Origin of the sequence: Streptomyces sp. 1331.2 (assembly GCF_900199205.1) — a bacterium.
GTDB lineage: Bacteria > Actinomycetota > Actinomycetes > Streptomycetales > Streptomycetaceae > Kitasatospora.
Map to the genome: position 1 here is coordinate 1353871 of NZ_OBMJ01000001.1, position 14387 is coordinate 1368257.

13 protein-coding genes are annotated in these 14387 nt (G+C 72.6%); 8 read left to right on the plus strand and 5 right to left on the minus strand.

Features of this window, described 5'->3' with window-relative positions; all coding sequences use genetic code 11:
- Positions 1 to 111: 111 nt before the first annotated feature.
- Together CRP52_RS05825 and CRP52_RS05830 are read left to right on the plus strand one after the other, a co-directional pair.
- Positions 112 to 669 (plus strand): PadR family transcriptional regulator, encoded by a 558-nt coding sequence (locus CRP52_RS05825; protein ID WP_097235410.1) that lies wholly within the window; start codon positions 112 to 114, stop codon positions 667 to 669.
- Positions 670 to 788: 119 nt separating this feature from the next.
- Entirely contained in the window at positions 789 to 2504 is a 1716-nt protein-coding gene (locus CRP52_RS05830; protein WP_097235411.1) for an acyl-CoA dehydrogenase family protein, read from the plus strand.
- A 165-nt stretch (positions 2505 to 2669) separates the two neighbouring features.
- On the opposite strand, the gene CRP52_RS05835 is transcribed toward CRP52_RS05830, so the two are convergent.
- Complete coding sequence (locus CRP52_RS05835; RefSeq protein ID WP_257032311.1) at positions 2670 to 3362, minus strand: response regulator; 693 nt, start codon at positions 3360 to 3362, stop codon at positions 2670 to 2672.
- A 294-nt stretch (positions 3363 to 3656) separates the two neighbouring features.
- On the opposite strand from CRP52_RS05835, the gene CRP52_RS05840 reads away from it, so the two are divergent.
- On the plus strand, positions 3657 to 5744 hold the full coding sequence (locus CRP52_RS05840; RefSeq protein WP_101948151.1) for a sensor histidine kinase: 2088 nt from the start codon (positions 3657 to 3659) through the stop codon (positions 5742 to 5744).
- Positions 5745 to 5863: 119 nt separating this feature from the next.
- Here the strand turns inward: CRP52_RS05840 and CRP52_RS05845 are convergent, their stop codons facing one another.
- Genes CRP52_RS05845 through CRP52_RS05860 form a run of 4 tightly spaced genes read right to left on the minus strand, consistent with a single transcriptional unit; the run spans position 5864 to position 7666 of the window.
- A complete protein-coding gene (locus tag CRP52_RS05845; RefSeq protein ID WP_097235414.1) occupies positions 5864 to 6085 on the minus strand; it encodes a hypothetical protein in 222 nt (73 codons plus the stop codon).
- 53 nt (positions 6086 to 6138) lie between these two features.
- Positions 6139 to 6804 (minus strand): cupin domain-containing protein, encoded by a 666-nt coding sequence (locus CRP52_RS05850; RefSeq protein ID WP_097235415.1) that lies wholly within the window; start codon positions 6802 to 6804, stop codon positions 6139 to 6141.
- A gap of 47 nt (positions 6805 to 6851) precedes the next feature.
- Complete coding sequence (locus CRP52_RS05855) at positions 6852 to 7262, minus strand: hypothetical protein (protein WP_097235416.1); 411 nt, start codon at positions 7260 to 7262, stop codon at positions 6852 to 6854.
- Entirely contained in the window at positions 7259 to 7666 is a 408-nt protein-coding gene (locus tag CRP52_RS05860; protein WP_097235417.1) for a hypothetical protein, read from the minus strand. Before CRP52_RS05860 ends, CRP52_RS05855 begins: the two co-directional genes overlap by 4 nt.
- Positions 7667 to 7957: 291 nt before the next feature.
- On the opposite strand from CRP52_RS05860, the gene CRP52_RS05865 reads away from it, so the two are divergent.
- The 5 genes from CRP52_RS05865 (at position 7958) to fahA (ending at position 14279) form a co-directional block, all read left to right on the plus strand.
- Positions 7958 to 9370 carry a phosphoribosyltransferase family protein gene (locus CRP52_RS05865; protein WP_097235418.1) on the plus strand — a complete coding sequence of 471 codons (1413 nt, stop codon included), beginning with the start codon at positions 7958 to 7960 and terminating at the stop codon, positions 9368 to 9370.
- Positions 9371 to 9634: 264 nt separating this feature from the next.
- A complete protein-coding gene (gene hppD / locus CRP52_RS05870; RefSeq protein WP_097235419.1) occupies positions 9635 to 10849 on the plus strand; it encodes a 4-hydroxyphenylpyruvate dioxygenase in 1215 nt (404 codons plus the stop codon).
- A 51-nt stretch (positions 10850 to 10900) separates the two neighbouring features.
- Positions 10901 to 12106 carry a homogentisate 1,2-dioxygenase gene (locus tag CRP52_RS05875; protein WP_097235420.1) on the plus strand — a complete coding sequence of 402 codons (1206 nt, stop codon included), beginning with the start codon at positions 10901 to 10903 and terminating at the stop codon, positions 12104 to 12106.
- On the plus strand, positions 12103 to 13053 hold the full coding sequence (locus tag CRP52_RS05880; RefSeq protein WP_218893068.1) for a hypothetical protein: 951 nt from the start codon (positions 12103 to 12105) through the stop codon (positions 13051 to 13053). Before CRP52_RS05875 ends, CRP52_RS05880 begins: the two co-directional genes overlap by 4 nt.
- On the plus strand, positions 13050 to 14279 hold the full coding sequence (gene fahA, locus CRP52_RS05885) for a fumarylacetoacetase (RefSeq protein WP_097235421.1): 1230 nt from the start codon (positions 13050 to 13052) through the stop codon (positions 14277 to 14279). Before CRP52_RS05880 ends, fahA begins: the two co-directional genes overlap by 4 nt.
- The last annotated feature ends 108 nt before the right edge of the window (positions 14280 to 14387 follow it).

Here is a 14387-nt window from a genome sequence, read left to right on the forward strand (position 1 = left end):
CACCTGATAGTCCAGAATGATCGATAACCATCCGATCACGTCGGTGACCTGCGTCTCAACACCGCGGGGTGGCATTGCCTATGCAACTCGTTGCATAGCAGGATGCGGGGCATGGCACTGGAGCACGCGATCCTCGTCTCGCTGCTGGAACGGCCCGGCTCCGGCTACGAACTGGCCCGGCGCTTCGACCGCTCCATCGGCCGCTTCTGGACCGCCACTCACCAGCAGATCTACCGGGTGCTGCGGCGCATGGAGGCGGACGGCTGGGTCGCCGCGGAGGAGGTCGCCCAGGACGGGCGTCCGGACAAGAAGGTGTACTCGGCGGCCGGGCCCGGCCGGGCCGCGCTGGCCGACTGGCTGCGCGAACCGGTCGAACCGGAGACCGTCCGGCACGAACTCGCGGTCAAGATCCGGGCCGCCGCCTTCGACGACCCGGCCGCACTGATCTCCGAGGTCGAGCGGCACCGCGACAGCCACGCCGCCCTGCTCGCCCGCTACCTGCACGGCGAGCAACGGGACTTCCCCGACCTCACCGCGCTCGACGCCGGCCAGGAGCTGCAGCACGTGGTGCTGCGCGGCGGCATCGAGTACGAGCGGATGACGCTCGCCTGGCTCGACGACGTGCTCGCCACCCTGCGCCGGCTCGCCGGCGACGGCCGACCGTCCTGACGACAGACCGTCCCAACAGCCGGCCGGCCCACCGCTCGGCGGCCCGTCCACCGCTCGGCGGCCGGTCCACTGCTCGCAGCCTGTCCCTCCCCGAACCCCTCGACTCCCGGGAGCCCTCGATGCTCTTCAACCCGCGCACCTACGACCCCGCACAGTTCGACGAGCCGACCCGCCGGCTGCTGCGCGCGACCGTGGACTGGTTCGAGTCCCGCGGCAAGAAGGCGCTGATCGACACCTACATCGACCGCAGCTGGTACGCCGACTTCCTCGAATTCGCCGCGAAGGAAGGCCTGTTCGCGGAGTTCCTGACCCCCTCGGCGGCCGACCCCGACAAGCGCTGGGACACCGCACGGATCGCCGAGCTGAACGAGATCCTCGGCTTCTACGGCCTCGGCTACTGGTACACCTGGCAGGTCACCATCCTGGGCCTCGGCCCGGTCTGGCAGAGCGAGAACGAGGCCGCCCGGGCCCGCGCCGCCAAGCTGCTCGCGGAGGGCCACGTCATGGCCTTCGGCCTCTCCGAGCGCACCCACGGCGCCGACATCTACTCCACCGACATGATCCTCACCCCGGACGGCGAGGGCGGCTTCACCGCGACCGGCTCCAAGTACTACATCGGCAACGGCAACGTGGCCAGCCTGGTCTCGGTGTTCGGCCGCCGCTCGGACGTCGAGGGCCCCGAGGGCTACGTCTTCTTCGCCGCCGACAGCCGCCACGAGGCGTACCACCTGGTCAAGAACGTGGTGAACGCCCAGATGTACGTCAGCGAGTTCCGCCTGGAGGACTACCCGGTGCGCGCCGAGGACGTGCTGCACACCGGGCAGGCCGCCTTCGACGCCGCCCTGAACACCGTCAACGTCGGCAAGTTCAACCTCTGCACCGCCTCGGTCGGCATCTGCGAGCACGCGATGTACGAGGCCGTCACGCACGCCCACAACCGGGTGCTGTACGGCCGTAAGGTCACCGACTTCCCGCACGTCAAGCGGGAGTTGACCGACGCGTACGTCCGCCTGGTGGCGATGAAGCTGTTCAGCGCCCGGGCCGTGGACTACTTCCGCACCGCCTCCCCCGAGGACCGCCGCTACCTGCTGTTCAACCCGATGACCAAGATGAAGGTCACCACCGAGGGCGAGAAGGTCATCGACCTGATGTGGGACGTCATCGCGGCCAAGGGCTTCGAGGCGGACACCTACTTCGACAAGGCGGCGAAGGACATCCGCGGCCTGCCGAAGCTGGAGGGCACCGTCCACGTCAACCTGGCGCTGATCCTCAAGTTCATGGGCAACTACCTGTTCGCCCCGGCCGATTACGCCCCGGTGCCGAGCCGGCTGGACGCCGCCGACGACGCCTTCCTGTTCCGCCAGGGCCCGGCCCGCGGCCTCGGTGCGATCCGCTTCCACGACTGGCGCACCGCCTACGACCGCCAGGCGCAGCTGCCCAACGTCGCCCGCTTCCGCGAACAGGCCGACAGCTTCTGCGAGTTGCTGCTCAGCCACGCGCCGAGCAAGGAGCAGCAGGCGGACCTGGACTTCCTGCTGGAGATCGGCCAGCTGTTCGCGCTGATCGTCTACGGCCAGCTGGTGCTGGAGCAGGCCGAGTTGACCGGCCTGGATGCCTCCGACGAGGGCCGCGACGTGCTGGACCAGGTCTTCGACGCGCTGGTCCGCGACTTCTCCGCGCACGCCACCGAGCTGCACGGCAAGGCCTCCACCACCGAGGAGCAGGCCGCCTGGGCGCTGGCGAACGTGCGCCGCCCGGTGTCGGACGCGGCGCGCGCCGAACGGGTGTGGGGCCGGGTCGAGGCGCTGTCGGGCGCGTACGAGATGCAGCCGTAACGGCGGCAGCGGTACCGGATGGACCCCGGGGGTGCCGGTCGGCGGACCGGCACCCCCGGTTTCACGTGTGCACGTCGCGGCATGCGTGCGGGCTCAGTCGTCGACTCAGCGGACGGCTCAGCGGACGGCTCAGCTGTCGCCCCAGCTGTCGCCCCAGCGGGCGGCTCAGCTGTCGCCGAGGCCCATGTCGCGGGCCCGGGCGACCGCCTCGGCGCGGGTGGCGACGTGCAGCTTCTCGAAGATGTGGGTGATGTGGTTGCGGACGGTCTTCTCCGCGACCACCAGCTCCCGGGCGACCCGCCGGTTGTCCAGCCCGCGCGCGACCAGGTCCAGCACCTCGGCCTCGCGGGCGGTGAGGTCCGGGAACAGCTGCCCCGCCTCGCGCATCCTGGCCCCGGCGAGCAGGGCGGCGATCCGTCCGGCCACCTCGCCGCCGAACACCGCGCCGCCGGCTGCGACCGTGCGCACGGCGTGCAGCACCTCCTCCCGCCCGGCACCCTTGACCAGGTAGCCGCGCGCGCCCGCCTGGAGGGCGGCGAGCAGGTTGCCGTCGTCGTCGGACATGGTCAGCATCAGCACCGGCGGCGGCGCCTCCTGGGTCGCGAGCCGGCGGACGGCTTCCAGCCCGGAGCCGTCCGGCAGCGAGAGGTCCATGATCACCACGTTGGGGCGGTGCCGGGCGACCGACTCCGGCACATCGGCGACCCGCTCGGCCTCAGCGACCACGAGGACGCCCTCGGCGCTCTCCAGGGCCGCCTTGAGCCCCTCCCTGAAGAGGGGGTGATCGTCGACGATCAGTACACGGACGGGCGGTGTGCCGCCCGGGTCCGGGGGTTCCACAGGCTGCGTTTCATCCACCCGGCCGACACTACCAGCGGCGAACTGGCTACTTTCCGTGACATGCTCGGAAGTCGTCCGCGTGGCGGGCGGGGCAGGACACCCGGGCAGGACATCGGGGCGGGTTCCGGGGCCGGGCCCGGGGCCGGATCCGAGACCGCTGCCTCAGGCACCCGGGACACCGGGCCGTCGAGACTGGAACCCGGCTCGGTTCACGCCGTCGACCGTCCCGCCGGCCGCAGGTCCGTACCGCCGGGGGGGTTCGCACCACCGGAGTCGACCCCACCGGCCCAGCCCGTCTGCGAGGTGGTGCCAATGACCACGGTGACCTCCGCCCGGCGCCGCACGCCGGCCGAGCGACAGCTGACCGCCGCCGCGATCGCCACGGCGGTCTGCGTCGTCGCCTCGACGCTGTGGATCTGCTACGTGCTCGTCCATCTCGGCGATCCGGGCGTGCACCAGCCCCGCGACGAACTCGGCAACCTGATCTACGCCCTCCCGACCGCGGGGGCGGGCATGATTCTGCACGCCCACCGCCCCGGCAGCCCGCTCGGCTGGGTGCTGCTGGTCTACGCGTTGACCGAGATCCTGCCGGACGCGGCCGCGGCGCCCGTCTCGGTCGAGGTCACCGACCCGGGCATCGTCGGCGCCGTGGCCGCCTTCGCCGCGCTCTGCAACTCGGTGAACGTGACGATCTTCTACGTACTCCCACTCTGGCTGCCGGACGGGCGGCTGACGACCCGGCGCTGGTGGTGGTACATCGGCGCCGTCGCGCTGTTCGTGGTCCCGGAGATGGCCCAACGGCTCGACCGCCCCCGGCAGTTCGGCCGACCCAACCCGTTGGCCGGCAACCCGCCGGCGCACATCTTCGCCACCGCCACCGACGCCCTGGGCGGCCACGACCTGCTGGTCAGCGAATTCCTGGTCGGGATCGTGAGCGCCGTCCTCCTGGCCCGCCTGCTGCGTCCACGCCGGGCGGGCGACGGGCGCGAGGTCCTTCGACACCGCCTGCGGGTGGCGGCGATGCTCGGCGCCTACCTGTTCTGGGCCGGCATGCAGGACCTGTACTCACGGAACTTCACCGAGCACTACTGGCTCAGCTACTCGCTGTTCGCCGCCGCGGGGCTGGTGTGGGCGGTCGCGGTGGCGTACCTGGTCGTCCGGGACCACGGCTGGCGGCTCGACCGGGCGGCCCGCAGCGTGCTGATCGGGCTGCTGCTGGGCACCGGGGTCACCGGACTGTTCCTGGTGGCCGCCGCGCTGCTCTCCGGCTGGCTCCTGCCGGGGCGCGGCGGGGCGGCGCTACTGCTGATCGCCCTGGTGTACGCACTCGGCGCGGCCCTGCCGCGGGCGGCCAGGCGGGTCGTCGCCCTGGTGGACCGGCTGTACTACGGCGAGCGCGCGCAGCCGTACCAGGTGCTGCGCACGCTCGCGGGCCGGGTGCGGCAGGTCGTCGACCCGGCGCGGCTGCCGGAGACGCTGTGCGCGACGGTCGCCGAGGAGTTGCGGCTGCCCGGGGTCACCCTCGCCGTCACCACCCGGGCCGGGCGCCGGACGCTGGCCACCGCCGGACGGCTGGACGGGCGCAGCCAGGACTTCGCACTGGTCCACAACGGGCTGCCGATCGGCGAGTTGACCGTCGGACTGCGGGCGGGCGAGACGCGGTTGGAGGCCAGTGACATCGACATCCTGCGCTCGCTCGCCGACCAGGCCTCCCCGGCGGTCGCCTCGCTGCGGCTCCAGGAGGACCTGCAGGCCAGCCGGGAGCAGATCGTCGCGGCGCGGGAGGAGGAACGGCGGTGGCTGCGGCGGGACATCCACGACGGGCTCGGACCGGCGCTGGCCGGCCTTCGGCTGCGGGTGGACAACGCCGCGACGTCGGCGGACGACGGGCTCGCGGACACCCTGAGCGGGGTCTCGGACGGGTTGGGGATGACGATCAAGGAGGTCCGCCGGATCACCGACCGGCTCGGGCCGGCGCCGCTCGGCGAGTTCGGGCTGACCCGGGCCGTCCGGCAGCTGACGGACGCCTTCAGCGGCGCCGGGCTGACCGTGACGGCGGAGCTGTCGCCGGACCCGCTGCCGGAGCTGCCCGCGGCGGTGGAGGTCGCGGCCTACCGCATCGCGGCGGAGGCGCTCAACAACGTGCTCCGGCATGCCCGGGCCCGGACGGCGCGGGTGGCGCTGCGGGTGGACGAGGAGGCCCTGATGCTGACCGTGCAGGACGACGGGGTGGGGTACCGGGAGGACATCGGCGAGCAGCCGGGCGGCGGAGTGGGGCTGCGGTCGATGGCGGACCGCGCGGCGGAGATCGGCGGGCACTGCACCGTTCGCGCACTGCCGACGAACGGGGGCACTCAGGTGCTGGCGATCCTGCCGCGATCGGCTACGGCCGACCGGTGAGCTGACCCGGTGGGGGAGGCGGACGGATGACGGGGAGCAGGGAACAGGGAACAGGGAACAGATGACAGAGTTTGAAATCTGTCATCTGTTCCCTGTCATCTGTTACCTGTCAGCTGTGATCAGGCGGCCGGCCCCGGAGGGGTGGGCGGCACTCCGCAGTTGCCGAGCTTGCAGCCGACGCCGCCACCACCGTCCGGTGTCACCACCGGGGACGGGGCGAGGCGGCCACGGGACTCCGAAGCGGAGGCGGAACAGGCGTTGCGCAGCGCCATCGCCGCCGCGATCAGGCCCCCCAGCACGCCGGCCGCGCAGATCGCCGTGGTCGTGGTGTTGGTTGCCATGAGGAGGTACTCCTGTTTCTTCCGGGCGACCGGTCGTGGTCGATCGGTCACTCTCAACTCTGCGGACGGACACGCCCCGAGCGCATGGGCTTGACGTCCCATTCCGGTCCCGGTTCGGCGCCCGGCGCGTGGATGCGGCCCAGCACGGCGGTGACCGGCCTGTGCGATCCGGCCCGCAGGCCGTACCGCTCCTTGGCCCTGGCGTAGACCAAGTCGCCCGGGTAGAGCGGCACTTCGCCGAGCTCGCCGAGGAAGACGCCGGGCCCGGAGAGGACCAGCAGGAAGACGTCGGCCGCCCGCTCCTCGAACGGCCCGCAGAGGCCGCCCGGTTCGAGGTCCACGGTGGCCACCTCGACCTGGCGCCAGGCCCGGGCGGGGCCGGGGCCCGAGCGCTGGGCCGGGATGCCGGCGCGGGACGGGGTGGGCCGGACGGTGAGCACCGTGGTCGGTGCGCCCCGGACGGCGGTGAGCCGGCAGGTGCTGCCGGGCCGGTGGTGCAGCGCCTCGCCCGGGGAGAGGATCCGGCCGGCTGCGGACAGTCGGCCGGAGAGCACCACGGTCACCGACTCGGCCGACCCGTACGGGAGTTGGTCGAGACGGACACCGGGCGGCAGGGTCTCGACGGTGAGCCCGGCGCGGACGGACGGCCGCTGCTCCGGGTCGATCAGCCGCCGGAGGACGGGCGAGGTGCGGGGGACGGCGAGGGGGACGACGATCACTTCTGGTCTCCTGGGACGGGGGACGGGCGATCCGCGACGGGTGGGGTTCAGGGCCGGTCGCGGCGGGCGGCGCGGCGCCTGGCCAGGGCGGCCCGGGTACCGGCGTTGTGCCGGGGGACGGCGAGGGTGAGGCAGAGCAGTTCGGCACCGAGCGGCCCGGCTTCGAGGCGCAGCGTCCGGCCGCGGCGGGCCAGCAACAGGTCACCCTCGGAGGCCAAGTAGTCGGCCTCGTCGGAGAGTTGTCCGACGACAGCGGCGCCGCGCAGCACGTGCAGGACGGTCTCGGCGTCGGGCCGGCCGGTCAGCACGTGATGGGCGCCGGGGCTCAGCCGCAGGTGGTCGAAGGCCTCGCAGTCGCTGGTGAGCATCGAGCGCCGCGCCAGCGAGCGGATCCGGACGCGTTCGCCGTTCGGGCCGAGGACGACCATGGCAGCGCCGGTGTCGGTGGTGACGATCATGCGGGTTCATCTCCGCTCGGCGGGATGGGGCGGCCGGCGGGGACGGTCAGGACGGCGTGGAAGTACTCCATCCCGGCGGTGCCGGCGGTGAGGACGGTCCGGCTCCCGAGCGGGAGGACGACGGCAGTGGCCTCCACGAGGGGGATGCCGGAGTCCTGCGGCTCGGGGTCGTACGGCTGGTCGTCGTTCGCGGCGGCGTCCGGCCGTACCGCGTTCTCCGGCGGTTCGGCGAGCCCGGAGCCAGCGGTGACGTAGAGCGCGTGCTCGACGCCGTCGGCGGCCACCTCGGTGCGGTGGCCCGGTTCGAGCCGCTGCAGGCCGACGCCGCGCAGCGGGCCCGCGAGCAGGCGGCCGGGGTCGACGGCGCCTCGTCGGCGCAGGTCGGTGATGACGGTGCCCGGCATTTCGGCGCTCCTTCCGGTCTCCGGCGGGCCCTGCGGTCCGCCTCTGTGACCCACCGTGCGCCGCCCGTTGTCCCGTCCACACGGGGGTTCCGTCCCGTCCGGATCCCGTCCGGATCCCGTCCGCAGCCCACTCGCATCCCGGGTCGGATCCCGGTCGGTCCCGGCCCGATCCCACGCCCGATCCCACGTGCGATCCCACTCGTGATCCCGGCCGCGATCCCACTCTCGATCCCGTCGGACGGCCCCGCGCACAAGGACGTACGGACGTACGGTGGAACCGGAGGCCGTGTCATGCACGTCACCGGAACACACTTCACCCCCTTCGCCGACCGCACCGACGCGGGCCGCAGGCTGGCCGCCCGGCTCGGGCACCTGAGCGGCCCCGACACCGTGGTGGTGGCGCTGCCGAGGGGTGGCGTGCCGGTGGCCGCCGAGGTGGCGGCGGCGCTCGGCGCTCCGCTGGACATCTGCGTCATCCGCAAGCTCGGCGTGCCCTACCAGCCCGAGCTGGGCATGGGCGCGATCGGCGAGGGCGGCGTCCGGGTGCTGAACGAGCAGGTCATCCGGCTCGCCTCGGTCACCGACGACCAGCTGGCCGAGGTGGAGCGGCGCGAGCGCGTCGAACTGGAGCGCCGTGCCCGTCGCTACCGGGGCGACCGCCCGTCGACGGACGTGCGCGGCCGGGTCGTGGTCGTGGTGGACGACGGCATCGCCACCGGTTCCACCGCCCGGGCGGCGTGCCGGATCGTCCGGGAGCGTGGTGCGGCCCGGGTGGTGCTGGCCGTGCCGGTGGCACCCCGGGACTGGATCGACCGCCTCGACGAGGTCGCCGACGAGCTGGTCTGCGTGAGCACGCCGTCCCCGTTCTTCGCGATCGGGGAGTTCTACGCCGACTTCTCGCAGACCGAGGACGAGGAGGTGCTGCGGCTGCTCGCCGAGGCCCACGACAGTGCGGCAGCGGCTCCAGCGGCGGCGAGGGCGACGTCCGGGACGGCCGCGGGGGTGGACCGGGAGCTGGTGCTGCCCGCCGCCGGGGTCCGGCTCGCGGGCCGGCTGACCGTACCGGCCGGCGCGCTCGGCATCGTGGTCTTCGCGCACGGCAGCGGCAGCAGCCGGCACAGCCCGCGCAACCGGTACGTCGCCGACCGGCTGAACCGTGCCCGGCTCGCCACACTGCTGTTCGACCTGCTCACCGAGGCCGAGGAGGCGGACCGGCGCAACGTGTTCGACGTGGCGCTGCTGGGCTCTCGGCTGACCGCCGTCGCCCGACAGCTGAACACGGGCAGCAAACCCGAGGCCGCACCCGAATCCGCCGCCGCGGCCGTGACCGAGACCCGCGGCCTGCCGCTCGGCTTGTTCGGCGCCAGCACCGGCGCCGCCGCCGCGCTGCACACCGCCGCCGAGCTGGGCCCGGCCGTGCGCGCCGTGGTCTCCCGGGGCGGCCGCCCCGACCTCGCCGGGGCCGAGGAGCTGAGCCGGGTGAGCGCCCCGACGCTGCTCGTCGTCGGCGCCCTGGACGTCACCGTCCTGGACCTCAACCGGCGGGCCGCACGCCGGCTCCGCTGCGAGCGGGAACTGGCGGTGGTGCCGCGCGCGACCCACCTGTTCGAGGAACCCGGAGCCCTCGACGAGGTCGCTGAGCTGGCCCGGGACTGGTTCCTGCGCCACCTCCCCGAGCCCGGGTCCGCGACCGTCGACCCGTGACCGATCCATGGACCGATCCGTGGACGACCCGTCGACGCCGATTGCGCAGACTTCGTGCGTCACCCCCGATAGGCAGCGCAATTTGCGCAGCGCAACGCAGTAATTCCTGGCCAGCTTGTACACATTGAGCAGTGAAAAACCGACCTGTTGCCCAACCATCCCGACAGGAGCAAGCTCTCCGCAACCGCACCGCCCACCCATCCGCGGTGCGGTCGCGATCCAGCGGGAGCCTCATAGCCGAGGCCCGAAGTGGAGGAACGAGCGATGACCACGCAGTCCCACGCCCTTGAGTTGACCCCCGAGGAGCGCGAGGCCGGTCTTGACGCCGACCAGCTGCGCCGCCTCGTCGGCCTGGTCGAGCACGACGCCGCCGCCGACCCGTTCCCGGTCACGGCCCAGGACGCGGTCGTCTTCGTGGTCGGCAACGCCACCCAGACGGCCCAGTTCTACCAGGTCGTGTTCGGCATGGAGCTGGTCGCCTACTCCGGCCCGGAGACCGGCCGCCGCGACCGCAAGGCGTACGTGCTGCGCTCCGGCTCCTGCCGCTTCGTGATCAAGGGCGGGGTCCAGCCGGGCAGCCCGCTGCTGGACCACCACCGCCGCCACGGCGACGGCGTCGTGGACCTCGCCCTGGAGGTCCCGGACGTCGACAAGTGCATCGAGCACGCCCGTGCCTCCGGCGCCACCGTCCTGGAGGAGCCGAACGACGTCTCGGACGAGAACGGCACGGTGCGCCGCGCGGCCATCGCCACCTACGGCGAGACCCGTCACACCCTGATCGACCGCTCCCGTTACCACGGCCCCTACCTGCCGGGTTACGTCGTCGCGGAGAGTAAGGTGACCCACCCGGCGGGCTCGCCCAAGCGCCTGTTCCAGGCCCTCGACCACGCCGTCGGCAACGTCGAGCTGGGCCGCATGGACGAGTGGGTGGCGTTCTACAACCGCGTCATGGGCTTCGTGAACATGGCCGAGTTCGTGGGCGACGACATCGCCACCGAGTACTCCGCGCTGATGTCCAAGGTCGTCGCCAGCGGCAACCACCGGGTGAAGTTCCCGCTCAACGAGCCGGCCGTCGCCAAGAAGAAGTCCCAGATCGACGAGTACCTGGAGTTCTACACCGGCCCCGGCTGCCAGCACATGGCGCTCGCCACCAACGACATCCTCACCACCGTGGACGTGCTCCGGGCGCGCGGCGTGGAGTTCCTCAACACCCCGGACGCGTACTACGACGACCCGGAGCTGCGCGAGCGGATCGGCAAGGTCCGCGTTCCGATCGAGGAGCTGAAGAAGCGCGGCATCCTGGTCGACCGCGACGAGGACGGCTACCTGCTGCAGATCTTCACCAAGCCGATCGGCGACCGTCCGACCGTCTTCTACGAGTTCATCGAGCGGCACGGTTCGCTCGGCTTCGGCAAGGGCAACTTCAAGGCGCTCTTCGAGTCGATCGAGCGCGAGCAGGACCGACGCGGCAACCTGTGAGTGTCGTGATCGTCGGAGAGCTCTGACGGACGGTCGAGGAGGACCACGGAGATGGCGTACTACCGGCAGCTGGGCAGCATCCCGCCCAAGCGGCACACCCAGCACCGCACCCCCGAAGGCGGGCTGTACTACGAGGAGTTGATGGGCGAGGAGGGGTTCTCCTCGGACTCCTCGCTGCTCTACCACCGGGGCATCCCCTCGGCCGTGGTCAACGCGGTGCCCTGGGAGCTGCCGGACCAGTCCACCGTGCCCAACCACCCGCTCCTCCCCCGCCACCTCAAGCTGCACGAGCTGTTCGCGGGCCAGGAGTGGAAGTCCGCCGACGTCGTGAGCAGCCGCCGGCTGGTCCTCGGCAACGGCGACGTGCGGATCTCGTACGTCGCCGCCGGGGCCCCGAGCGAGCTGTACCGCAACGGGCTCGGCGACGAGTGCGTGTACGTGGAGTCCGGCTCCGGCACGGTCGAGACGGTGTTCGGCTCGATCGAGGTCGGCCAGGGCGACTACGTGCTCATCCCGCGCGCCACCACCCACCGCTGGGTGCCGGCCGGCGACGAGCCGCTGCGCGCGTACTGCATCGAGGCGAACAGCCACATCACCCCGGTCAAGCGCTTCCTGTCCAAGTACGGCCAGCTGCTGGAGCACGCGCCGTACTGCGAGCGGGACTTCCGCGGACCGGTCGGCCCGCTGCTGGTCGAGGACGCTCCCGGCGACGTCGACGTGCTGGTCAAGCACCGTGGCCCGCAGGGGATTTCGGGCACCCGCTACACCGTGCCGCACCACCCCTTCGACGTGGTCGGCTGGGACGGCTGCCTGTACCCGTACGCCTTCAACATCCGGGACTACGAGCCGATCACCGGGCGGATCCACCAGCCGCCGCCGGCCCACCAGGTGTTCGAGGGCCAGAACTTCGTGATCTGCAACTTCGTCCCGCGCAAGGTGGACTACCACCCGCTGTCGATCCCGGTGCCGTACTACCACGCCAACGTGGACAGCGACGAGGTCATGTTCTACTGCGGCGGCGACTACGCGGCCCGCAAGGGCTCGGGCATCGGCCAGGGCTCGATCTCGCTGCACCCCGGCGGTCACACCCACGGGCCGCAGCCGGGCGCGTACGAGCGCAGCATCGGCGTGGAGTTCTTCGACGAACTCGCCGTCATGGTGGACACCTTCCGCCCGCTGGAACTCGGCGAGGGCGGCCGGGCCAGCGAGGACGGCAACTACGCCTGGACCTGGGCCGGTCGGGGGCCCGGGCGATGAGCACGCTGCCCACCGGGGATGCGATCCCCGCTGCCGGGGGCCTGGTCCCGGACGCCGGGGCGATCCCGGAGCTGTTCCGCGGGCTCTTCGACGATGCGGCGGTGTTCCCGCCGGGGAACCTGCCGGTCGCCGAGGCGGTGCCCGCGCACCGCGCCCACCGTGCGGCCTGGTACGCCGAGGCGGTCGGGCCGTTCCTCTGCGGGCCGGGTCGGCTGGGCGAGTTGGCCGCGGCGGCCGCGGGCGGCGCGGCTGCAGCGGGCGGTCCGGTGACGGGCGGTCCGGTGACGGGCGGCGCGCGGTTCAGGGTCGGGCTCGTACTGCCGGGGGGCAGTACCGAGCTCGCCCCGGCGCTCGCCGCCGCCGCGCCGTTCGAGCTGGCCGGCGTCGAGCTGGCCACCCGGGACGCCGCCGAGGCGGTCGCCGAGCTGGACCGCCTGCTCCCGCCGGACGTCCCGGCCGCCGTCGAACTGCCGCGCGAACTCCTGCGCGGGGACGGGCTGGACGCCGTCCTGGACGTCCTGGTGGACAGCGCGTACCGGGCGAAGTTCCGCACCGGCGGGCTGATCGCCGAGGCGTTCCCGGACGAGCAGGAGCTGGCCGCCTTCCTCACCGGCTGCGCGCGGCGCGGACTGCCGTACAAGTGCACGGCCGGGCTGCACAACGCCGTCCGGCACACCGACCGGGAGACCGGCTTCGAGCACCACGGCTTCCTGAACGTCCTGTTGGCCGCGCAGGAGACCGACGCGGCCGCGGCCGCGGCGGTGCTCGCGGAGCGCGACGGCGAGGTACTGGCCAAGGCGGTACGTGCACTGACGGATCGTCAGGTTACGGTGATCCGCAACTCGTTCACCGCGTTCGGCACCTGCAGCATCGCCGAACCCCTGGGCGACCTGGCCGCGCTCGGCCTGCTGTCGTCGCCCAGTCCACTGCCCCAGGAGGACCGTTGACCACCGCCGGAAGCCCCCGCAGCTGGCTCGCCAGCGCCCAGGACTCGCCGTTCGGCGTGCACAACCTGCCGTACGGCGTCTTCACCGCCGCCGACCAGCCCGGGCGGCGCCGGATCGGCGTGCGCGTCGGGGACTTCGTCCTGGACGCCGGGGCGGCCGCCCGCGCGGCCGGCGCGCCGTCCACGCTGCTGGACGCGGACTCGCTCAACCCGCTGATGGCGGCGGGGCGTCCGGTCTGGACGCGGGTGCGGGCGGACCTGACGACCTGGCTCACGGACGAGTCCTTCCGCGAGGCGCTGTCGCCGGCGCTGCTGCCGGTGGACGAGGTCGAGCTGCACCTCCCCTTCGAGGTCGCCGACTACGTCGACTTCTACGCCTCCGAGCACCACGCGACCAACCTGGGCCGGATCTTCCGCCCGGGCTCGGAGCCGCTCACGCCCAACTGGAAGCACCTGCCGATCGGTTACCACGGGCGGGCGGGGACGGTCGTGGTCTCCGGCACGCCGGTGGTGCGGCCGTACGGGCAGCGCAAGGCGCCCACCGACCCGGCACCGGGCTTCGGGCCGTCCCGGCGGCTGGACATCGAGGCCGAGGTCGGCTTCGTCGTCGGCACGCCGTCCGAGCTGGGCAAGCCGGTCGTGCTGGACGACTTCCGCGAGCACGTGTTCGGCGTCTGCCTGCTCAACGACTGGTCGGCGCGCGACATCCAGGCCTGGGAGTACGTGCCGCTGGGCCCGTTCCTCGGCAAGTCCTTCGCCACCTCGATCTCGCCGTGGATCGTCCCGCTGGACGCCCTGCAGCACGCCCGGGTCACCCCGCCGGAGCGCGACGTCGAGCCACTGCCGTACCTGGACGACCGGGGCGGCGAGCCGTGGGGCCTGGACCTGGCCATGGAGGTCCGGCTGAACGGACACCTGGTGTCCCGCCCGCCGTTCGCCACCATGTACTGGACTGCGCAGCAGCAGCTGACCCACATGACCGTCAACGGCGCCTCGCTGCGCACCGGCGACCTGTTCGCCTCGGGGACGGTCAGCGGGCCGGAGCCGGACACCCGGGGCGCGCTGATCGAGCTGACCTGGAACGGCGAGGAGCCGCTGAAGCTCGCGGACGGGACGACCCGGACCTTCCTGGAGGACGGCGACGAGGTCGCCATCACCGCCACCGCGCCCGGCCCGGACGGGGCCGTGGTCGGCTTCGGCGAGGTGACCGGACGGGTGCGCGGGTAGCGGCGGACGGCTGACGGCTGACGGCTGACGGCTGACGGAGAACAGATAACAGAAGACAGATGACAGCCGACAGATTTCATCATCTGTCGGCTGTCATCTGTTTTCCCG